Origin of the sequence: Aciduricibacillus chroicocephali (assembly GCF_030762805.1) — a bacterium.
Classification (GTDB): domain Bacteria; phylum Bacillota; class Bacilli; order Bacillales; family Amphibacillaceae; genus Aciduricibacillus; species Aciduricibacillus chroicocephali.
This window is the reverse complement of sequence record NZ_CP129113.1, coordinates 442,441-463,687: the sequence shown is the minus strand read 5'-3', so window position 1 is coordinate 463,687 and position 21,247 is coordinate 442,441. Positions and strand designations below refer to the sequence as shown.

General features: G+C 42.5%; 21 protein-coding genes. 14 read left to right on the top strand and 7 right to left on the bottom strand.

Going from position 1 to position 21,247, the window contains the following annotated elements; all coding sequences use genetic code 11:
* Positions 1-191 precede the first annotated feature (191 nt).
* Positions 192-4,028 (top strand): AAA domain-containing protein, encoded by a 3,837-nt coding sequence (locus QR721_RS02430; protein WP_348028842.1) that lies wholly within the window; start codon positions 192-194, stop codon positions 4,026-4,028.
* Positions 4,021-4,752, top strand: coding sequence for a hypothetical protein (locus tag QR721_RS02425; protein ID WP_348028840.1), 732 nt, complete (start codon positions 4,021-4,023; stop codon positions 4,750-4,752). The genes QR721_RS02430 and QR721_RS02425 overlap by 8 nt, the downstream gene beginning before the upstream one ends.
* 39 nt (positions 4,753-4,791) lie before the next feature.
* On the opposite strand, the gene QR721_RS02420 is transcribed toward QR721_RS02425, so the two are convergent.
* The 3 genes from QR721_RS02420 to QR721_RS02410 form a co-directional block, all read right to left on the bottom strand.
* The gene (locus QR721_RS02420; protein ID WP_348028838.1) at positions 4,792-5,670 is read right to left on the bottom strand and encodes an SH3 domain-containing protein; all 879 of its coding nucleotides are present in this window, start codon (positions 5,668-5,670) and stop codon (positions 4,792-4,794) included.
* Between the two features lie 97 nt (positions 5,671-5,767).
* Positions 5,768-6,676 carry a UDP-N-acetylmuramate dehydrogenase gene (murB, locus tag QR721_RS02415; protein WP_348028836.1) on the bottom strand — a complete coding sequence of 303 codons (909 nt, stop codon included), beginning with the start codon at positions 6,674-6,676 and terminating at the stop codon, positions 5,768-5,770.
* Positions 6,677-7,070: 394 nt separating this feature from the next.
* On the bottom strand, positions 7,071-7,868 hold the full coding sequence (locus QR721_RS02410; protein ID WP_348028834.1) for a histidinol-phosphatase HisJ family protein: 798 nt from the start codon (positions 7,866-7,868) through the stop codon (positions 7,071-7,073).
* Between the two features lie 115 nt (positions 7,869-7,983).
* Here QR721_RS02410 and hisZ point away from each other — a divergent pair, with 115 nt between their 5' ends.
* The 12 genes from hisZ to QR721_RS02350 all read left to right on the top strand — a co-directional run bounded on the left by hisZ (position 7,984) and on the right by QR721_RS02350 (position 17,390).
* Complete coding sequence (gene hisZ / locus QR721_RS02405) at positions 7,984-9,195, top strand: ATP phosphoribosyltransferase regulatory subunit (protein ID WP_348028832.1); 1,212 nt, start codon at positions 7,984-7,986, stop codon at positions 9,193-9,195.
* 30 nt (positions 9,196-9,225) lie between these two features.
* Positions 9,226-9,855 (top strand): ATP phosphoribosyltransferase, encoded by a 630-nt coding sequence (gene hisG / locus QR721_RS02400; protein WP_348028829.1) that lies wholly within the window; start codon positions 9,226-9,228, stop codon positions 9,853-9,855.
* Positions 9,856-9,860: 5 nt separating this feature from the next.
* The gene (gene hisD, locus QR721_RS02395) at positions 9,861-11,144 is read left to right on the top strand and encodes a histidinol dehydrogenase (RefSeq protein WP_348028827.1); all 1,284 of its coding nucleotides are present in this window, start codon (positions 9,861-9,863) and stop codon (positions 11,142-11,144) included.
* Positions 11,141-11,728, top strand: coding sequence for an imidazoleglycerol-phosphate dehydratase HisB (hisB, locus tag QR721_RS02390; protein WP_348028825.1), 588 nt, complete (start codon positions 11,141-11,143; stop codon positions 11,726-11,728). The genes hisD and hisB overlap by 4 nt, the downstream gene beginning before the upstream one ends.
* A 22-nt stretch (positions 11,729-11,750) precedes the next feature.
* A complete protein-coding gene (gene hisH / locus QR721_RS02385; protein WP_348028823.1) occupies positions 11,751-12,356 on the top strand; it encodes an imidazole glycerol phosphate synthase subunit HisH in 606 nt (201 codons plus the stop codon).
* The gene (hisA, locus tag QR721_RS02380) at positions 12,353-13,066 is read left to right on the top strand and encodes a 1-(5-phosphoribosyl)-5-[(5-phosphoribosylamino)methylideneamino]imidazole-4-carboxamide isomerase (protein ID WP_348028821.1); all 714 of its coding nucleotides are present in this window, start codon (positions 12,353-12,355) and stop codon (positions 13,064-13,066) included. The genes hisH and hisA overlap by 4 nt, the downstream gene beginning before the upstream one ends.
* The gene (gene hisF, locus QR721_RS02375; protein WP_348028819.1) at positions 13,063-13,836 is read left to right on the top strand and encodes an imidazole glycerol phosphate synthase subunit HisF; all 774 of its coding nucleotides are present in this window, start codon (positions 13,063-13,065) and stop codon (positions 13,834-13,836) included. The genes hisA and hisF overlap by 4 nt, the downstream gene beginning before the upstream one ends.
* Positions 13,833-14,474 carry a bifunctional phosphoribosyl-AMP cyclohydrolase/phosphoribosyl-ATP diphosphatase HisIE gene (hisIE, locus tag QR721_RS02370; RefSeq protein ID WP_348028817.1) on the top strand — a complete coding sequence of 214 codons (642 nt, stop codon included), beginning with the start codon at positions 13,833-13,835 and terminating at the stop codon, positions 14,472-14,474. Before hisF ends, hisIE begins: the two co-directional genes overlap by 4 nt.
* Entirely contained in the window at positions 14,467-15,522 is a 1,056-nt protein-coding gene (gene hisC / locus QR721_RS02365) for a histidinol-phosphate transaminase (protein ID WP_348028815.1), read from the top strand. Before hisIE ends, hisC begins: the two co-directional genes overlap by 8 nt.
* Positions 15,523-15,669: 147 nt before the next feature.
* Positions 15,670-15,999 (top strand): PadR family transcriptional regulator, encoded by a 330-nt coding sequence (locus tag QR721_RS02360; protein ID WP_348028813.1) that lies wholly within the window; start codon positions 15,670-15,672, stop codon positions 15,997-15,999.
* A complete protein-coding gene (locus tag QR721_RS02355; RefSeq protein ID WP_348028811.1) occupies positions 15,986-16,546 on the top strand; it encodes a DUF1700 domain-containing protein in 561 nt (186 codons plus the stop codon). Before QR721_RS02360 ends, QR721_RS02355 begins: the two co-directional genes overlap by 14 nt.
* A complete protein-coding gene (locus QR721_RS02350; protein ID WP_348028809.1) occupies positions 16,533-17,390 on the top strand; it encodes a DUF4097 family beta strand repeat-containing protein in 858 nt (285 codons plus the stop codon). The genes QR721_RS02355 and QR721_RS02350 overlap by 14 nt, the downstream gene beginning before the upstream one ends.
* 65 nt (positions 17,391-17,455) lie before the next feature.
* On the opposite strand, the gene QR721_RS02345 is transcribed toward QR721_RS02350, so the two are convergent.
* From QR721_RS02345 to QR721_RS02330, 4 genes are all read right to left on the bottom strand, one after another.
* Positions 17,456-18,418, bottom strand: a complete 963-nt coding sequence (locus tag QR721_RS02345) for a siderophore ABC transporter substrate-binding protein (protein ID WP_348028807.1) — start codon at positions 18,416-18,418, stop codon at positions 17,456-17,458.
* Between the two features lie 180 nt (positions 18,419-18,598).
* Positions 18,599-19,354, bottom strand: coding sequence for an iron ABC transporter ATP-binding protein (locus QR721_RS02340; protein WP_348028805.1), 756 nt, complete (start codon positions 19,352-19,354; stop codon positions 18,599-18,601).
* Complete coding sequence (locus QR721_RS02335) at positions 19,348-20,298, bottom strand: iron chelate uptake ABC transporter family permease subunit (RefSeq protein ID WP_348028803.1); 951 nt, start codon at positions 20,296-20,298, stop codon at positions 19,348-19,350. Before QR721_RS02335 ends, QR721_RS02340 begins: the two co-directional genes overlap by 7 nt.
* Positions 20,288-21,241, bottom strand: coding sequence for an ABC transporter permease (locus tag QR721_RS02330; protein WP_348028801.1), 954 nt, complete (start codon positions 21,239-21,241; stop codon positions 20,288-20,290). Before QR721_RS02330 ends, QR721_RS02335 begins: the two co-directional genes overlap by 11 nt.
* Positions 21,242-21,247: the final 6 nt, after the last annotated feature.

The window sequence follows — 21,247 nt, the reverse complement described above, 5'->3', positions numbered from 1 at the left end:
TATAACCAATGCAAAACGATTCACTACCTTCTTTCTCACTACAATCTTAGTGAATGGTCCGACATTTTCGTAAATTGCCTTGAGTCGGTTTTCCGCTATAATAGAGCATTAGAGGTGATTGCCTTGATTACAAAATTCATTGAAATGCCGAACGATCCGGCTTCCTATATATTAGAAGGATTTGCAGAATAATGATGACTAAAAAGATACAGCAGACGATTCGCTGCAGCCTTGCCATGACGAATAACGCACGAGATGGTATACGAAAATGGCTTGCAAATGAGCAGACTTTCTTTGCACTTGAATCTGCTTTTGATGTCCATGTGGAGAAACAACCCCTCAACCGGCAAGGAAATCATTCTTATGCTTTTTATTTCGACCCGGAGACAAATCCTCGGCTCGGTAAGAAACTAGATGCGCGTGTCGCTGTCATGCAGTGTGTATTAAAATCAGACGGACTTCTTGCGACCGGTTTCCATGTCCGTGGGACTAGAGAGTCAGTAAAGACGAACCGGCGTTATCAAGGGCTTTTTGATTTTCAATTGAACCGTCCAGGCCTCCCGCTTGCTGCTGACATCCATATGACATTACAAGGGTTGCCTGTTGCCGAGGAGCGTTCCGAATATGTAAAGAAACAAATTGAGAGCTGGGAAGGTTATTTGCAGATTGCGGAAAGCCAAGCGGATGTTGAGGATATACACTGCACATTCTCCACTTATTCTTTTTCCGGAGACTTCACAAAGGTTCGTCTGCATTGTAATGGTCTTAAAGCAAAGAATTGGAGACAATTGCAAGGCTTTAGTGTCAAATTGGAAAGTCCTTCAGTTGACCTCGGACAAGTAGTTAATGCCAACAAAGGCAAGCAGATTGTCGAAGTTGAGCTAAAAAGACCTTTGCAAAAGGCTGCCCGTGAGACAAATAAGCTTCCTGCTCCAAATGGGAAAATTACCCTTTCCAATTTTGCCTCTTTAACTCAAATACGCAGATTGCGCAAAGGATTTAAAGATCTTGAGGATGGCCTCGCAGCCAATGCCAACTTAGAGAAAATCCTTTTCGCAGAACGACCGCTCGTTAAAATAAATAATAAAAAATTTGATTTGGATTTTCACAATAACCTTAATGAATTTCAAAGAGAAGCTGTTACCGGTGCAATGAAGGCGAACGATCTATATGTGATCCAGGGTCCTCCTGGAACTGGAAAGACGACGGTAATCTCAGAAATCTGCTATCAGAATGTAAAAGCAGGACTGCGGACGCTTGTCGCTTCGCAATCCAATCTTGCAGTCGATAACGCACTTGGCCGTCTGCTTTCCGATCCCGCCATCCGTATATTGCGTTATGGAAGAACAGAGAGCATTGAGGAAGAAGGCAGGAAATTTATCGAGGAAAATGTCGCTCTTCATTGGCGTGACGGAACACTTGAAAATGTGCGGCAAGATTTGCAAAAGACTGTTGCCCGTCAGACTGAATTGCAAAATGAGATCACTGAGTTGGAGAAAACCATTAATCAAATGAACACCCGTCAGGAAGCTCTTAAGGAAGAGCTCGCAATTCAACATAAGCTAGAGCAGGAATTGGAACATTTACAAAGAGACAGAATTGAGAAAGATAAGGTTTTAAGCAAAGTTCAAGAAAAGCTGTTAGATTCAGAGAACATTTTGAAGCAGCGTAAACAGGAACTCAATTCAATTATTAACGAAATCGACGAGTTGCAGGGATTACTTGAAAAAGAACCTGCAGCAGAAACTTTGGAAGCTAATAACGCAAAACTACTAAAAGAACTTGGAAGACTGGAAGAGATCGAAAAGGTATTCAAGTTGAATAAACAATTGCAAAATGCAGAGAGCTCTCTTGCAACTGCGACTACCCGCATTCCAGAAATTGATAAAGAGCAGACCGTTTATGAAAAAATGAGTGGGTGTCTGCCCGGAGTTCAAAAGATTGATAAATTGCAACAGCTGTTCGAGGAAAATGGGATGGAACTCCCCCTCGATCTGACACTTGATATTGGAGAAATGAACCGGATTGGTCATGGCATCACTTCTCTTCCCTATCAGATTGATGAAGTGAAACAGTTGCATGAAAGACTTCGCAATGCCATTTCAAAAATCGAAGAAACATTGCATAGACAAGCTTTCCCTCTCGGTCAGATTCCGAAGCGGGTTACCAATACATTTGGAACCATTCCTGAGATGCATGACATGGTCGACCAGATTGGCCGTTTTCTGATCAGACCGGAAACAAAAAAACTGCTCGCTATGCCTGGCCATCCAGAGCAAAAGACTTTAGTCCTTCAAAAACTGGCAAACAATCTTTCCCACCTCTACGGAAAGCTCGATGAAGTATTGGAAATGGGACATGCCATTCAACAGCAAATGCAAATTCGTCAAGAAGTAAAACGTCTTTTTACCGTCATTAAGAAAGGTACACGCTCATATTTCATGAGACGATTGTCAGAACTTAACGAGGAAAAACAAGCTTTCCAGCAGCGTTTGCATACTTTAACCGAAGAGAGGAATTCTCTCGCTGTCCAATTGGCTGAAAAGAATTTGAATGAATTCAATATGACAGAGGCAGAGCTTGCAACCGGTCTTGAAAATGTTCACTCAGGCATACTCGAATGCGAGGAACAACTTGCGAATATTAAAGAAGCAGTTACTAGATTGGATGTTACCCAGAATCAGCAAGCTGTTTTAAAGGTATCAGTTCAGGAAGCCGAAGATGTTTTGGCACTTTCCCAAAAAGAGAAAGACGAGATGGAAATGCAACTCGATCATATAAGTGAGCAGATTGCCGATAAAAAAGACCGGCTAAATCCTGAAATTAAAAATGAACTTAAGGGATTGACAGACAGCATTGCTGAAGGAGAAGAAGAACTTGATCAATTGAAGAAGGAACAGAACAAGCTTCCAATCCGTATCGAGTTGCAGCGACAATGGGAATTGCTGCTTGAAGAAGCGAGTGAATATGACCTCGATGAAATTCGCAAGTTGTATGTCCAACATGCGAATGTGATCGGAACAACCTGTGTCGCTTCTGCTTCCAAAGCGTTCATGGAAGACTATCCGGAATTTGACGTTGTCATCATTGACGAAGTTTCCAAAGCAACACCACCAGAACTTCTGTTACCAATGCTAAAAGGAAAGAAAATTATTCTTGTCGGCGACCACCATCAATTGCCTCCACTAATCGGCCAGGAAACGATGGATGAATTCATCCATACACAAGAATCCAATGAGCAGCAGGGATTACGCAAGCTCCTTAATGAATCATTGTTTGAAAGACTCTTCCGTACTCTTCCAAAGCAGAATAAAACGATGCTCAGCATTCAGTACCGCATGCATGAACGGATAATGTCAACGATATCTCCTTTTTATAAGGAAGGGAATTACGAACTGCAATGTGGTCTTCCCGATTCGGATCTTGCACGCGATCATCTGCTTGAGAGCCCGTTAATCCAACGAGAAGAACATCTTCTCTGGATCGATACACCGAATGAACATGCCTATTTTGAAGAGAAACCAAAAGGTGGGACAAGCCGGTTCAATAAAGCAGAGCTCCAATTGATCCGTGAATCACTCCTAGATTTGGAAAGTGCAACTGAACTAGCAAAAGCGGCTGGACGCATCTCAGATAATGAAAAGAAAAGCGTCGGTATCATTAGCTTTTATGGTGAACAAGTAAAGCGGATCAACCATTTGATTGATCAGGAAATCAGACCAAAGCATCTTCATTGCCGTACCGGATCCGTCGATAAATTCCAAGGCATGGAAATGGATATCATCATCTTGAGCTTCGTTCGCAATCACGACGAATCAAGCGGAGATATCGGCTTTGCCAAAGATTACCGTCGTCTCAATGTTGCCCTCTCTCGCTCACGGGAGTTACTCATCATCATTGGCAGCTCTGAAATGTTTGCTTCCAGAACGAAGAACGAGAAAGCGCGGGATATGTACCAGAGACTTTACGAAACAGTTCAACACCAAGGTAAAATTCGCACTGTGAAGGAGCAACAAATGCATGGATAAACTGGTGAGTAAACTGCAAGCAGAGTTGCAGAAACAATCTGATGTTGAAATTTTGGCTAATGCATCTTGGTCATTGCCTATCGAACTCCATCAGCTCTCCTTCAACACAGTCAAGAGAACGACAATGGATGTGCTTATGAAGATGATTCTCATCACAGTTCAAAAGATGGATATAAATTCAGCCAAAGAACTCGCTTCGTTTTTAAGCGTTGAACCTATTTTTGCTGAGGACTTGATTCGGAGGATGCAGATTGCCGAGATGATCAATAAGGATGAGGACGTATATCAATTAACCGAATTGGGGAAATCACGGCTAGAATCCGGTATCTACGAACATCCCCCTGAGCAAGAAGAGAAAAAACTTTTCTACAGCCCTTGTCACGGCGAATATATCGGTGGAGAACGTGAGCTTGATTCAGTCGAACAGACAAGTATCTATCGTTGGGCTGGGGTATTTAAGACTGATGGAGAAGAATTGGAAGAAACACAACTGATTACGACTCTGCAAACAGAATCTGAATTGGATGCAGACAATACTCAAGTTGTAATCAAATCGGTGGAAAAACCAAACAAATTAGCAGATTACGCGGTTCCATGCATTGAGTTTCTTCTTATTAATAAGTTGGAAGAACGCCGGTATACACGGGTTTGGAACACATTTCTTGACCGATGGGATATACAACTGGAGAAACAGATTGAGGAGCAAGGAATGCTAGAATTATAAGGCAAGCGCCTGATGCGAATATCGCATCAGGCGCTTTTTTTAATATTTATTTAATGCGTTCAAAGGTGTCTGGATGATGACCGGCTCCTTCTTTGGATCGAGCCATTTAAGGATTCTGATTACATTCGTTTCGCTAGTCGCTGTGCATCCCAAAGTATAGCTGTTACCGATATGGAAGAATATCGCACTCCCCTTGTTCGGGATACGCTTCGTGTTGTAGTTAATCACAAACCCATATTTATACAATTTATGATTCATATTTTCGGCACTTTTCCACATGTGTTCTGTCTTTTCTCTCGATTGCCATGTATTGTAGAGCTTGGACGATGGATCATCTACCCACACATCATCATTTGTTATATTACGGAAAGGAAGCTTTGTACCCGGGTTACCTTTTTGTCCGAAGGCTGTCCCAATTGTGTACTTGCCAACTGGTGTCTCACTGTTACCTTCTGTTTTATTAGTAGTAAATCCATACTTTCCGATATGTCCTTTCACTTTCATGCGGAGAACCCATTTCCCCTTTTTGTTTCTATCATATGTCATGATATCCGCTTTACTCGATTTCCCACCATTGGAAGTAACAAGAATGAGCTGGCTATTCTTATCAATTGTCTTAAGCCGATTGGCATAATTTTGCGGTTTCTTTAAGGTAAGATATTTACTGGAGACCCATCCGGTTTGCTGATTCACAGTTACTTTGCTCCATGAACCGTCCACTTCTTGCACTATAAGGGCTGTATGTTTCTTCACTTTCGTTTCAATCTTCGCTTTTATAGAAGGAGCTTGTCTAACATTCAGGGAGTCGGCTGTGACGTACATTGTTTTGCTAGAAGCTGCTGCTCCATTGTCGGCTATTACTAAAAAGCCAAGAAGTGCAAAGGTACAACTTAAAGCAAAAATTATCATTTTTTTCATTAAACGCTCTCCTCTCTTCAGTGCAACCCGTTTCCTCACATCATAGCACAACATAAACAAAGCAGCATGGCCGAATAGCCATGCTGCTTTAACCTTCTTATTTGTCTTCCCCAATGATGCGCACTTCACGTTCCAGCTGGACACCGAACTTTTCTTTTACCGTTTTCTGAACAAATTCAATTAGGGCGATATACTCTGCTGCAGTAGCATCATTCTTATTGACGATAAAGCCAGCATGCTTTGTCGATACTTCCGCTCCACCAATCGATTTGCCTTGCAGTTCACTATCCTGAATAAGCTTACCTGCAAAATAGCCTGGCGGGCGCTTAAACACACTCCCGCATGAAGGATATTCAAGCGGCTGTTTCGTTTCACGCTTTTCTGTCAGGTCATCCATGACAGCCTTGATTCCTGCAGGATCCCCCTGTTTTAAAGCAAAAGTCGCTTCAAGGACAATATAGCCATTGTCTGGTATATTGCTCGTGCGATAATCAAGATCCAGGTCAGCTGCCTGCAATTCCAGCAGCTCTCCATCTTTTGTAGCGACTATTGTACTTTCTAGACAGTCCTTGATTTCCCCACCATAGGCACCGGCATTCATGAACAATGCGCCTCCGACTGAACCCGGGATACCACAAGCAAATTCAAGACCAGTCAGTTCTGCTTCAAGCGCCTTGCGGGATGCGTCAATAATACGAGCCCCACTCTGTGCAATGAGCTTTGTGCCGTCAGTCATGACCTTATTAAAGTTATGCAGATTCATTACAATGCCACGGATACCGCCATCTTTGATAATCAAGTTGGAGCCATTTCCAAGCATCGTAAACGGTAAATTGTTTTTGTTAGCAAATTGGATAACTTGCTGTACTTCTTCATATGAACCCGGCATGACAAAATAGTCCGCTTTTCCGCCAAGATGTGTATACGTATGTGTCTTCAGTTCAAGATCTTTTTCAACATTGCCTTCTTTTAAAATTTCCCTCAACTGTTTCAGGATTGCATCCATCAACCACTCATCCTCTATACTTATTCCACCCACATTCCAATGGGTGGGGATACTTGCTTCATTATATTATATTCGTATCCATTATAGCATTTTTGAGCGGAAATTTTGATGCGAAGGCATTTTGGCTTTTGCTTTAAATTTAGTGTTTGCAGAACTATTTAATCTAGTGTAATTCTAATATCTCTTTAGGTTATTCTAAAGAATGTCGAAAGAATTCTACTGCTTTCCTTATTAATTCAGCATCGTATACTTTAAAAAACCTTTCAAAATAGTTGCCAGCTGTTCACGTGTATCAGGGTAGAGCGGCCGATTTCCATTTAATATTCCTTGCCAGTTGGCTGTCATGCTCTTAAGAAAACAAAAAAGGCGCCTAATTAAGGCGTCGTTAACAAATTTAGATCAGCTTACTAATTGGATGGAATGTCGGTTTCATATCATTAAAGGTTGTCACATATTTGAACCCAATATCCTGGAATAGCTTTAGTGATTCTTTGAACTTATAAGCAACGGTTTCTGCGACATGTGAATCTGATCCGAGTGTGAGCACTTCCCCACCACACTCTTTATAAAGTCTAAGGATATCCGTACTCGGCATCCCGCCACCTAGTCCATAGCGATAACCGGATGTGTTCAGTTCAATTCCCTGCCCTCGTGGGATGATTACGTTAAAAATCTCTCCAATCAGTTCATGAAAATTGTTCTTCGCCTTCTCCTTTGTGTAGCGCTTGACGAGATCAACATGCCCAAGGATGCTGAATCGATCAAAGCGACGAACGCAATCGAGAAGCTCTCTGTAATATATTTCGTATGCTTCATCAACCGTCTTCCCTTTAAAAAAGTCACCGGAGTGCAGATCTTTTCGCTCTGACACATGCATTGAGCAAATAATAAAGTCGAATGTCTCCTCATCTAGCATTTTCCCGAAGCGTCCAACATAACAAGGCTCAATCCCAACTTCCACACCTTTCTTAATTCCGATGGAGTCTGCGTACTTCTGCTGCATCTCTTTTATTTTCCGATCATAGGCCTGGTAATCCAGATCAAACGAAATTGTCGGGTCCGGATAATCATAATCAACATGCTCCGTAAAGCAGATTTCTGTCAGTCCCTTTTTTATCGCGCTTTCTATCGTTTTCTCCATTGGCTCTTCGCAATCCGCCGAGAATGTGCTGTGCATATGGTAGTCAAACATGAAAATTCCGCTCCTTTTAATTGACTTTAAGTTCTGATAACTCTATAATACTATATAACTTTAATTAAATAAAGTGGTAAAGCACTGCTGTGCCAGTTTTGAAAGGAGCAATTTAATGGAAGTCCAGATTCACGACCCACAGGACCCGAATATCCGAGCATATAAGACAAGGGAACAGCTTATTCAAACAATGAAGCAGCGATTCTCGCTCCATGGCTACAATCAGATTCGCACATCCACATTTGAACCTTATGAACTTTATATAAATGCTACTGGAACGATTCATACAGATGAAATGATTAAAATGATCGACCAGGATGGTAAAGTACTCGTCCTCCGTCCCGATATTACCATTCCAATAACACGTGAGCTTGCTGCCCAGAATTTCACTGCAGCTGACCATACTCGTTATTTCTATGTTTCCGATGTCTTCCGCAATTCATTTGACGGCAACGGTTCAAAGGAGAAAACACAGGCAGGCATTGAATGTTTCGGTGAAAAATCACCCGAAATTGATGCGGAAGCTATCGTCCTTGCTATCCAGACTTTAAAAGATCTGGATGTCGCCAATTTCAAATTAGAGATTGGTCATGCTGACTTTTTCAAGCAAGTCGCCAACGAAATGAATCTCGACCCACAGGAGTTTGAACAGCTGGAAAAATATATTCAAGCCAAAAACATGACAGAGATTGGCCCATTTTTAGAGCAGCATGATGTTAGACCTGAAGTTGCTGAGGCGGCCAATGCTATTCCGCTCCTATATGGCAATCCAAAATCTGTGATTGCAGATGCTGAAAAATATGCCTTGAATGACACAATGAAAGCAGCTCTTCAAAATCTCTCAGAAGTGTATGGAGTAATTGAAGATTACGGGCTTGCAGACTATGTTGTATTGGATTTCGGCCTGATTAATCATATGGATTACTATTCCGATATCATTTTCCAGGGATTCATAGACAATGTTGCAAAGCCTGTCCTCATGGGCGGTCGCTATGATCATTTGTCAGAACAATTCAATGCTAGAATTCCTGCAATCGGCTTCGCTTTTGATGTTGAGGCACTACTTGAAGGAACGAAAGAGTCATATGAGGCACCCGCAGCAGTGGACATGACAATCATTTATGAAGCATCGCGCCGTCAGGAAGCATTCTTCATTGCAGGCGAGCTACGTGATCAAGGCTTGAGCACAATTGTTGTCCCTGCAAAAGCTGTCGTCAAAGCAAACAGCCAGAGCATTATTCAGCTCACTGAAAATAAACAAATACTTCTATCAGGCGATGAAGCGAAGGCGTTCAATAACATTGACGATTTGAAAGAAATTCTATAAAACAAACACACTCTCAGGGGGGATACATCTGTGGAACAGCTAACACTCGCTCTCGCTAAAGGACGGACGGCAGAGAGTACAATTGAACTATTGAATAAAGCAGGGATTGAATTCCCTGACTTCCATGAAAAAAGCCGCAAGCTCGTATTCAGTAATCCCGAAGGAACACTTCGACTCATCTTCGTGAAAGCAGTCGACGTTTGCACATACGTTGAGACAGGAGCTGCGGATGTTGGCGTCGTCGGCAAGGACAATATTCTCGAATCCGGGGCCGATATATACGAGCTTCTGGATTTGAAGCTCGGCAAGTGCAAATTTTCAGTTGCAGGAACACAAGATACGCCCCCACTTGAAGAAGCAAAAAAATTGGTAGTCGCCTCGAAATATCCGCGTGTTGCGGAGAATTATTTTAACCAAAGAGGCATTCCGATTACGACAATCAAACTGAACGGCTCCGTTGAGCTTGCACCGCTCATCGGCATGGCAGACTGCATCGTCGATATCGTAGAAACAGGCAACACGATCCGCGAGAACGGGCTGAAGATTATGGCTGATATTGACGATATCAGCACACGCTTGATCGTAAACAAATCAAGTTTTGCAACAAAGACTGAGAGTATCCGCCAAGTCATTGAACAACTAAAATCCGGTTTGGAGTGATTTTGATGAAAATCATCAGCGCAGCCGACTATAGAGAAGAACTTCTCAATCCAAAAGCAGTCGAGGAAAGAAATGAAAAACTTGATGAATCCGTACTCTCCATCATTGCGGAAGTCCGTAAAAACGGCGATAAAGCACTTTTTTCATATACTGAGCAATTCGATAAAGTAAAGCTGCAGTCATTGCTAGTGAGCGAAGCAGAGTTCGCAGAAGCACGCGGGCTCGTGAGCAAAGAATTTCTTACGGCAATGGAACAGGCTAAAGAAAATATTACCAGCTTCCACTCAGAGCAAAAGGAACGCTCCTGGTTTGTGAACAAAGAGAACGGTGTACTCCTCGGTCAGAAAGTGACTCCACTCGAACGTGTAGGAATCTATGTGCCAGGTGGAAAAGCAGCCTACCCTTCCACTGTGCTTATGGATGCCCTACCTGCAAAGATTGCTGGAGTCCCTTCTATCACAATGACAACACCACCTCAGCAAAATGGAAAAGTAAACCCGCACGTTCTTGTTGCAGCAGAGCTTGCTGGTGTAGACAAAGTCTACAAAATTGGTGGCGCACAAGCAATTGCTGCACTAGCTTACGGTACAGAAACAATAGAGAAAGTATATAAAATTGTCGGTCCTGGAAATGCCTTCGTTGCCCGTGCAAAAAAATGGGTCTACGGAGATGTCGCAATTGATATGATCGCTGGCCCAAGTGAAATCTGTGTCGTTGCTGATGATACTTGCAATACAAGTTATGCTGCAGCTGACCTGCTATCTCAGGCAGAACATGATGAACAGGCATCCGCAATCTGTGTCGTGATGAATGAGCAGATTGGCCAGGAAATCCAAGCAGAAACTTTAAAACAACTTAAGCAGCTCGAACGCTCTGAAATCGCTGGCAAATCAATTGCTGATAATGGTCGTATCGTTATCGCATCAGACTTTGAAGAAGCTTACGAGATTGTTAATCTGCTCGCACCAGAACACCTGCAGCTAATGGTCGCCAATCCGATGGAGGCAATGAATCGTGTACACAATGCTGGTGCCATTTTCCTTGGCAATTACTCACCTGAACCACTTGGTGACTATTTCGCCGGACCAAATCACACATTGCCAACAAACGGGACAGCGGCCTTCGCCTCCCCTCTCGGTGTTTATGATTTCATTAAGAAGTCGAGCATTATCAGCTACTCGCGTGACGCCCTGCTCCAAGCAGCTGACAGCATCGCAACGATTGCCAATATGGAGGGGCTCACTGCACACGCGAAATCAATCACAATCAGAAAGGATGATACGAAGTGACGCGCAGCTATCAGATTTCCCGTCAGACAGCAGAAACAGAAATTGAGCTTGATCTGCTCATTGACGGTTCAGGTCAGACGGATATTCGTACAGGAGTTGGCTTCTTGGACCATATGCTCCTACTCACTGGTAAGCATGGCGGCTTTGACTTGAAGATTAACTGTAATGGTGATCTTGAAGTCGACCAGCACCATACGACAGAAGATATCGGCATTGCACTTGGCCAAGCATTCAATGAAGCACTTGGAACAAAAGAAGGCATTGCACGCTATGCGACTATCACTACACCGATGGACGAAGCTTTATCCAATGTTTCAATCGATATTAGCGGTCGTCCATGCCTCGTCTATAATGTGGAGGGCTTGAAAGACAAAGTCGGCAATTTTGATACAGAGCTCGTTGAAGAATTTTTCACAGGCTTTGTCAATCATGCGAAGCTAGCTTTGCATATCAACCTTTTCTATGGAAAGAACACACATCATATGATTGAATCGATCTTCAAAGGCTTCGGTCGTGCCCTCGCCGCCGCAAGTGAGAAAAACGGACGCTTCAAAGGGGTTCCATCCACCAAAGGTCTACTCTAAAACAAGAAGGGAACATGCTGTTATGATCGCCATCATTGATTACGGTGCAGGTAACATCAAAAGCTTGCAGTTCGCACTTGAAAGACTCGATATTCCTTCCGAATTGACAAGCGATAGAACAAGACTTGAACAGGCTGATGCCCTTATCCTTCCAGGAGTAGGCGCATTCGGAGATGCAATGAAACAGTTGAAAGCGACCGGCCTTGATGAAGTTGTCAAAGCAGAAGTAGCCAAAGGCAAGCCGCTTCTCGGAATCTGCCTCGGCATGCAAATGCTATTTGAAACGAGTGAAGAAGGCGGACGCAGCGATGGCCTCGGTTTGCTCAAAGGCAATATTACACTTATCCCCGATACGGTAAAGGTTCCGCATATGGGCTGGAATTCACTGACCGTGCAGCAGGACAAACCAATTTTGAAAGATGTAACTAACGGAGACTATGTATACTTCGTCCACTCTTACTATGCAGCAGATACGGACAACAATGATATCGTGGCGGACGCAGACTATGAAGTGTCAGTTCCGGCTGTTGTACAGAAAGGCAATACGATCGGCATTCAGTTCCACCCAGAGAAAAGCGGAGAAACCGGTTTGCAGATTCTAAAAAACTTTGGAGGAATGTTCACATGATTTTATTTCCTGCAATTGATATTCGCGGCGGCAATTGTGTCCGCCTCATTCAAGGTGACTATAATAAGGAAAAAGTGTACAGCGACTCGCCCGTCTCGATGGCAAAAGAATGGGCCGATAAAGGTGCTGAATACATACATATTGTAGACCTAGACGGTGCTAAAACCGGTGTTTCCACAAATGCGGCTGTCATTCGAGAGATTGCCGAAAAATCGCCTATTCCAATCCAGGTTGGCGGCGGTGTACGTACGATGGAGGCTGTTAAGAGCCATATTGATAGTGGTGTAGCACGAGTCATTATTGGAACTGCAGCTATTCAAAATCCTGATTTTCTTAAAGAAGCTGTTAACGAATACGGAGATAAAATCGCCGTTTCCCTCGATGCGAAAAATGGCTATATCGCTACAGACGGCTGGACTGATACGAGCAGTGTAAAAGCTCTCGACCTTGTGAAAGATCTTGAAAAAATCGGCGTGAAGACAATCGTTTACACAGACATTGCCAAAGACGGCATGCTTCAAGGTCCGAATTTCGAAGAATTGGAAGCGATGAATAACGCTTCAAGTATCGATGTCATTGCTTCTGGCGGTGTTTCAACTACTGAAGATGTGAAGAAGCTTGCCGGCAAAAACATGTATGGCGCAATTGTTGGAAAAGCACTCTATGACGGCACTGTCACTCTTGAAGAGCTATTGGAGGCGGCAAAATGACTTTGACAAAACGAATTGTTCCATGTCTTGATGTTGACAAAGGACGTGTTGTAAAAGGCAAAAAGTTCAAAGATATTCAAGATGTCGCAGACCCTGTTGAACTGGCTAAACGCTACAATGCAGAAGGTGCAGACGAACTCGTGTTCTACGATATTACCGCTTCAAATGAAGAACGTAATATTTTTTCAGATATCGTCGAGCGCGTCGCGGCCGAAATCTCTATCCCTTTCACTGTGGGTGGTGGTCTGCGCACAGTTGATGATATCCAAAAAGTGCTTCGTGCCGGGGCTGATAAAGTTTCCATTAATAGCGCGGCTGTAAAAAACCCACAGCTTCTTAAAGACGCAGCCGACAAATTCGGCAAGCAATGTGTCGTGCTTGCCATCGACGCCAAAGAAATCGCCCCCGAGAAATGGAGCGTCTTCATTAACGGCGGCCGGCTTGATACAGGCAAAGATGCAATCGAATGGGCAATCGAAGGCGAAAAGCTCGGTGCCGGGGAAATCGTCATTAATGCGATTGATGCAGACGGTGAAAAGAAAGGTTACAATCTTGAGCTTAATCGTCGCATCGCCGAAGTCGTTAATGTTCCGATCGTCGCCAGCGGCGGTGCCGGGGAGCTGAAGCATTTCGCCGAAGCCTTACAAGAAGGAAAAGCAGATGCTGCACTTGCCGCTTCTGTATTCCATTACGGTGAGATACCAATTCCCGAACTTAAAGACTACTTGAAAAAACTTGATATACCAGTCAGGGAGGCTGCAGCAAAATGACTTTTGACAAAAGCAAATTAAAGTATGACGTCAACGGACTAATCCCAACCGTCGTTCAAGACGAAAAAACAGGCAAGGTACTCATGCTCGCCTATATGAATGAAGAATCTCTTAATAAAACAATTGAGACGAAACAAACATGGTTCTATAGCCGCAGTCGTCAGGAACTTTGGAATAAAGGCGCAACTTCCGGCAACACACAACAAGTTGTCCGTATTTCATATGACTGTGATGGTGATACCCTTCTCGTTCAAGTGACTCCTGCTGGTCCTGCCTGCCATACAGGTGCTGAAACTTGCTTCAATGAAACAATCATTGAAGAGAAAACAGACACACGCAATGTCATCCATCAGCTTGTTGCTAATATCAAGGACCGCAAGGAAAATCCGGTTGAAGGTGCCTATACGACATACTTGTTCGAGAAAGGCATCGATAAAATCTTGAAAAAAATCGGAGAAGAATCAGCCGAGGTCATTATCGGTGCGAAAAACAATGATAAGCAGGAAGTGACTTGGGAAGTATCCGATCTCATTTATCACACACTTGTGCTTATGGAATTGCTCGGTGTCTCTCTTGAAGATTTGAAAGAAGAATTGCATCGCCGCCATATCGAAAAGCAAGGTGAAAGCAATGAATAAATTCTGGAGTTCCATGGTTAAGCGCACTGACCCGTACGTACCGGGCGAACAGCTAAACGAGCCGGATCTCTTGAAACTGAATACAAACGAAAATCCCTACCCGCCTTCTCCAAAAGTATTTGAAGCAATTCAGAAGGAAACAGAGAATCTCAAACTCTATCCTTCCCCTACTGCAGATGATCTGCGTACGGAAATTGCCAGTCATTTCAATCTTGCCGGGAAGGAAAACATCTTTATTGGTAATGGCTCCGACGAAGTGCTTGCATTCAGCTTTATGGCTTTCTTTGAGCCAAGTGAAGCAATCCGCTTTCCAGCGGTGACCTATAGCTTCTACCCTGTCTATGCGAAAATCTTTGATATTCCATATGTGGAAACAGAGCTGAATGAGGACTTCTCTATAAAGCCTGAAGCACTTTTCAATGCTCAAGGCGGAGTCATTTTCCCGAATCCGAATGCACCGACAAGCATTTACTTGCCACTTCAATCAGTTCAAGAAGTGCTCAAGAACAATCCTGATAAAGTGGTCATTGTCGATGAAGCTTATATCGACTTTGCCGGTGAATCGGCTGCAACACTCATTTCAGAATATGATAATCTGCTCGTCATCCAGACAACATCGAAATCACGTTCACTGGCAGGCTTGCGAGTCGGTTATGCTTTAGGGCAAAAACATTTGATCGATGCGCTTATCCGCATCAAGGATTCCTTCAACTCCTATACAATAGACCGTCTTGCACTTGCTGGAGCACTTGCATCCTTCAGAGATAAAGCATATTTCAAGGAACATACAGCCAAAATCATTGCTACCCGCGAGAAAACTGCGGAACAGTTGCATGCCCTCGGCTTTAGCGTCATACCATCAAGTGCCAACTTCCTGTTTGCAAAACACGAGTCTAAAAAGGCTGAAGAGATTTATCTGAGTCTAAAGGAACGCAATGTACTCGTTCGTCACTTTGGAAAGCAGCCAATTGACAACTACTTGCGGATTACAGTTGGAACCGATGCTGAAATGGACAGACTCATTGATACTTTAAAGAAAATAATATAAGGCTATTGTCTTTGCCGGAAGATGAAATTTCATCTTCCGGCTTTTTTTGTAACAGTACCTTGCATAAAACAGTAGCTTATTGTATATTATCTTTAACAGGTACTAATCAATGAACAGTACCATATTATGAATTAGAGGATGACAATCATGAATGTACAGTTCAAGAAAGGTGTACTCGAGCTTTGTGTTCTTGTTCTGCTTGAACAAAAGGATCGCTATGGCTATGAACTTGTTCAGGAGATCTCCAACCAAATTGAGATTTCTGAGGGTTCGGTTTATCCCCTGCTCCGCCGCCTAACCAAGGAAGGTTTTTTCACTACGTATTTACAAGAATCTACTGAAGGTCCTTCCCGTAAGTATTACAAGCTGACGGATCTTGGCCATGATTACTTGCAAAAACTGCTTGCTGAGTGGAGAGAGTTTTCTCAAGGGGTCAACAAGTTAATTGAAGGAGGTGCAAACAATGACGAAGCATGAATTCATGAAAGAAATGGAACGCAGCCTGAATGCTCTGCCTTCAGAAGAACGAAATGAAATTCTGCAAGATTTTGAGGAGCACTTTGCCATTGGACTTGCAGAAGGAAAAAGAGAAGAAGAAATTGCTGACGCTCTCGGCTCTCCCGACCAGATTGCCCGCGAGATGAATGCAAATCGTCACATTAGTACCGCTAATAAAAATGCATCATTTGGTAACATGGTCCGAGCCACTTGGGCTGTAATCGGACTTAGTTTTTTCAATATTATCGTAGTACTCGGTCCATTTGTTGCAATTGTCGGCATCATTTTAAGCGGCTGGATCACAAGTGGAGCATTCATTATAGCGCCTTTGCTTGCCATCCTTGGAATATTGGCAGGCGGATCCAATTTATTCGATTTCTCTGTTTCCATCGCACTTTGCGGAATAGGTTTGCTGCTTTGGATGCTAATGATCAGACTGACCAGATGGTTCACGATTGGCTTTACTCGTTATCTCCAATTCAATATGTCCTTAGTGAAAGGCGGTATGAAGCATGAAAAGATCTAGCAAAGTAGGCATTGCTGCTGTAATGCTCATTGCCATTGGTACAGTCGCAAGCATTGTTACCTATAAAGGTGAAAAAGCCGAGCCATTTGAAATGAAAGAGGAAGCTCCTGCGCATTTTTCTTCCATTCGCGCTACTGCAGATAATGCGTATGTAACGATCAAACCGGCCTCGGACGATAAAGCTAAAGCAGTCCTTACTGGCACTAAAAAAGAAAATAGAACAGTCAAATTGAAATCATTTATAAAAGATAATCAGTGGCATATTGTTGCTAAAGAACGTCCATCCATATTTTTTAATATCGACTTCTTCCAAGGTAGACGCCAACTAAAAATTTATCTACCTAAGAAAGAATATGAGAAGCTTTATGCTCTAACTGACAACGGAAAAATCTCAATCAATCGAATTAATAGCAAATCCATAGAAGCGCAATCAGACAATGGCAAAATTGAAATTGCCCATTTAAATGCAAACTCAATTAAAGCTGAAACAGCTAATGGAAGAATTATATTGAATGACACACAGGGGAAAATTGAAGCACGTGCCGATAATGGATTGATATCATTTAAAGACACAAAAGGAAAAATAGTAGCCCGTACTGAAAATGGAAAGATAGATTTCACTAATCCAACCATTACTGACAGCTTAGATTTCACAACCGATAATGGTAAGATACAATTAGAACTTCAAACAGAGCCGAAGAACTTGCAGCTTGAGGCACGTACCGATAATGGCGGTATCAGTATCTTTGGCAAGGAATACAAAAATAGTGCTGCCATCTTTGGTGCAGGCCCGCATGTCAATCTCCAGACCGATAACGGTAGAATTGACGTCAGTACAGATTAGGTTTCCAATCTGTACAATCAAAAAGGAGGTCCTCGGTCTATACAGACCGAGGACCTCCTTTCGTATTAATCCAAGCTTTTTGCAATATCATCAATCTGGCTGTTGACTGATTCAAGGCCGCCACCAGAGAGATACCACATATATGGATCGAGATAGATAATTTTGCCGTCTTTATAAGCATTTGTCTGCTTCACTAGGTCATTCTCAAGGAAGTCTTTTGCCGGTTTACCTTCCCCTATTGCTGTACTGCGGTCAACAACGTAAAGGATGTCCGGATTTTTCTCTTTGATGTACTCAAATGAAATGTTCATACCATGTGTAGAAGCTTCAATTTTATTATCTGCAGGTTTTACACCAAGCACGTCATGAACAAAGCCGTAACGTGACTTTGGTCCATAGGCGCTAATTTTGCTGTCATTTGCAAGGATAACAAGACCATTTTTCTTGGACTTCTCTGCTTTTTCTTTTACATCTGCAACTTTGCTGTCGATATCTTTAAGCTGCTGATTAACTTCATCTTCTTTGCCGAAAATTTCACCAATCGTTTTCATGTTCTTTTTGAACGAACCAAGATAATCATTTGTATCTGTTCCAACATAGACAGTTGGCGCAATTTCTTCAAACTGTTTGTACAAGTCAGCTTGGCGAGCAGAGATAAGGATGAGATCTGGATCCATATTCGCAAGCTTCTCAAAATCAGGCTCTTTCAAAGAACCAACATTTTCGTACTTTTTATCTTCGTACTTTTTAAGGTAAGGTGGAACAACCTTCTGCGGTACACCTGCAACGTCTACACCAAGCTTATCCAATGTATCTAGGGCACCAAAATCAAATACGACAACTTTTTTAGGATTTTGTTTAACTTTTGTTTTTCCAAGCTCATGCTGGATTGTAACTTCCTTTGACTCTTCTGACTTGGAGCCTGATGATGATTTATCATCCTTATCTTTTGAATCGCTGTTGCCACAAGCTGCTGCAACAAGAGCGAAGATTGTTAGAATTACTGCAATCAATAACTTTTTCTTCATTGCTATTCTCCTTCTGTTATGTATTTTATATATTAGAAACTTGGCCAAAGTTTACTAAACGAATTAATTGGACTGAATATTCAAATAACTGTTCACATACTGCCAGACGCCCAGGCAAACAAACGTCAAAGCAGACACCGGACTGGACTGTCGAGCAGCCTCAGTCCGATTCCTTGAAGATTAAAAGTAAACGCAAATGCGCTGATCATCAATGTCATTGATTTTGATATCCATATCGTAAATGTCTTTGAGAACACATTCATTGATAACATCACAGCAACGACCTTGCTTGACGATTTCGCCGTTTTTCATGGCGACAATCTGATCAGAATAGCATGATGCGAAGTTAATATCATGGATAACAAGTATAATCGTCTTGCCCATTTCATCACATAGACGGCGCAACGTTTTCATGATTTGCACTGAATGGCGCATATCCAAGTTGTTCAGCGGTTCATCAAGCAGGATATATTCTGTGTCCTGAGCGATTACCATAGCAATGTGAGCTCGCTGACGCTGACCACCGGATAATTCATCAAGAAACTTGTCCTGCATATCCTCAAGCTCCATGTAGGCGATTGCTTCATCCACTTTCGCCCAATCTTCTGCCTTCAATCTCCCCTGAGAATATGGAAAGCGGCCAAAAGATACAAGCTCTCTCACGGTCAGTTTCAAGTTGACTGCATTTGTCTGTTTTAAGATGGAAATCTTTTTCGCCATCTCACCACTCTTTACAGTAGTGATATCCTTACCGTCGATTGAAATTTCTCCTTCATCCTTTACGATCAGTCGGCTAATCATTGAAATCAATGTACTTTTGCCGGCACCGTTTGGCCCGATGAAAGAAGTGAGTGTCCCTTTTTCAACTGAGAGGGAAACGTCTTTAATCACTTTTTTCTTATTGTACGATTTGAACAAACCTTTGATATCTACCATGACTGATTCTCCTTTAACAATAGAAATAGGAAGTAGATTCCTCCGGCAAAGTTGATGATTGTACCGACTGTCGCCTGGAATACGAATACTTTCTCAATAATGAACTGTCCACCGACAAGTGCAATAATACTGATCAACACCGAACAAATAATGATATATGAATGACGGAATGTCTTCATGAGCTCGTATGCAAGATTGACTACGAGCAGTCCAAGAAAAGTAATTGGACCAATAAGTGCAGTCGCCACTGATATGATTACTGTAACAATAACGAGAAGCCTTTTCACAACATACTCATATGGAACGCCTAAGTTAATTGCCTCGTCCCGACCGAGCCCAATGACATCCAAATACTTGTACAATCGGATGAAGTAAACAATTACAACAGCAATAATGATAAGCGACAAGTAAACCAGATTCGAATTGACATTATTAATACTGGCAAACATCTTATCCTGTGCGATCATGAATTCATTGGGATCTATAAGCACTTGCATGAAGGATGTGAAACTCGAGAAAAACGTTCCCATGATCATGCCGATTAGAAGCAGGAAATAAATATTGTTCTTCTCTCCCTTGAACAGGAGTCTGAACAGAATAAGTGCGAACAGTACCATCGCAGCAAGGGAAATAAGATAATTGATATTGCTGTCCATCATGATCAATGACTTGGAACCGAACAGGAATATCATCAGTGTCTGAATAAGCAAATAGAGCGAATCCAGTCCCATAACACTCGGAGTGAGTATCCGATTGTTTGTAATGGTCATAAAAATAACTGTGGCAAAAGCAATTCCACCACCAGTTAGGATAATTGCCACCAGCTTCAATATTCGTCTTGGCAAAATGTAACCAATGTTTCCATGTAAATCATAGAAAATGAAAAGACCAATGAATGCAAATGCTATGATTGCCAGGATCAAGATTTTTTGTTTATAGCCCATATTTCTTTCTCCTTAGCAACAGATAAATGAAGATTCCGCTGCCAATTACCCCGACGGTCAGACTGATTGGAACTTCATATGGATAGATCACTATCCTGCCTATAATGTCACAGACAAGTACGAAATTGGCACCAAGCAAAGCTGTATGGGCCAGACTCTTCTTCAAATTGTCCCCTTGATAAATTGTAACGATATTCGGAATGATTAATCCAAGGAATGGAATGACCCCAACACTCAACACGACAGAAGCTGTAATCAATGCGACGATAATGAGTCCGAGGTTCACAATCTGCCTGTAATTAAGTCCGAGATTTTTGGAGAAGTCTTCACCCATGCCGGCAATCGTGAACTTATTGGCATATATGAAAGCAAGGATGAGTAAAGGGATACTGATATACATAAGCTCGTACCGCCCGCTGAGTACCATGGAAAAATCTCCAAGCATCCAGGAAGCCATGTTCTGAATCAAATCATAACGATAGCCAATAAAAGAAGAAATTGATCCAATAATATTACCGAACATCAATCCGACGAGCGGAATGAATACGGCATCTTTAAATTTGACGTGGTCCAGAATCTTCATGAAAGCAAACGTACCTGCAAGCGCAAACAAAAATGAGAAAGCCATTTTCTGAATCGGACTTGCCGATGTGAAAATCATCATTGAAACGAGAATGCCCAGCTTAGCTGAATCAAGCGTACCTGCTGTTGTCGGAGATACGAATTTATTCCGGCTCAGCTGCTGCATGATCAAACCGCAGATACTCATGCTCATGCCCGCAATTAGAATGCTCGCAAGTCTTGGCAATCGGCTAATTATCAGAACTTTTCTCTGATCCGCATTCAGATGGAATACATCTAGAATGGAAATATCCGAAACGCCCAGGAAGATGGATACCACGGAAAAGATGATGAGTGCTACAACAAGATAACGTAGTTTCATGAATGA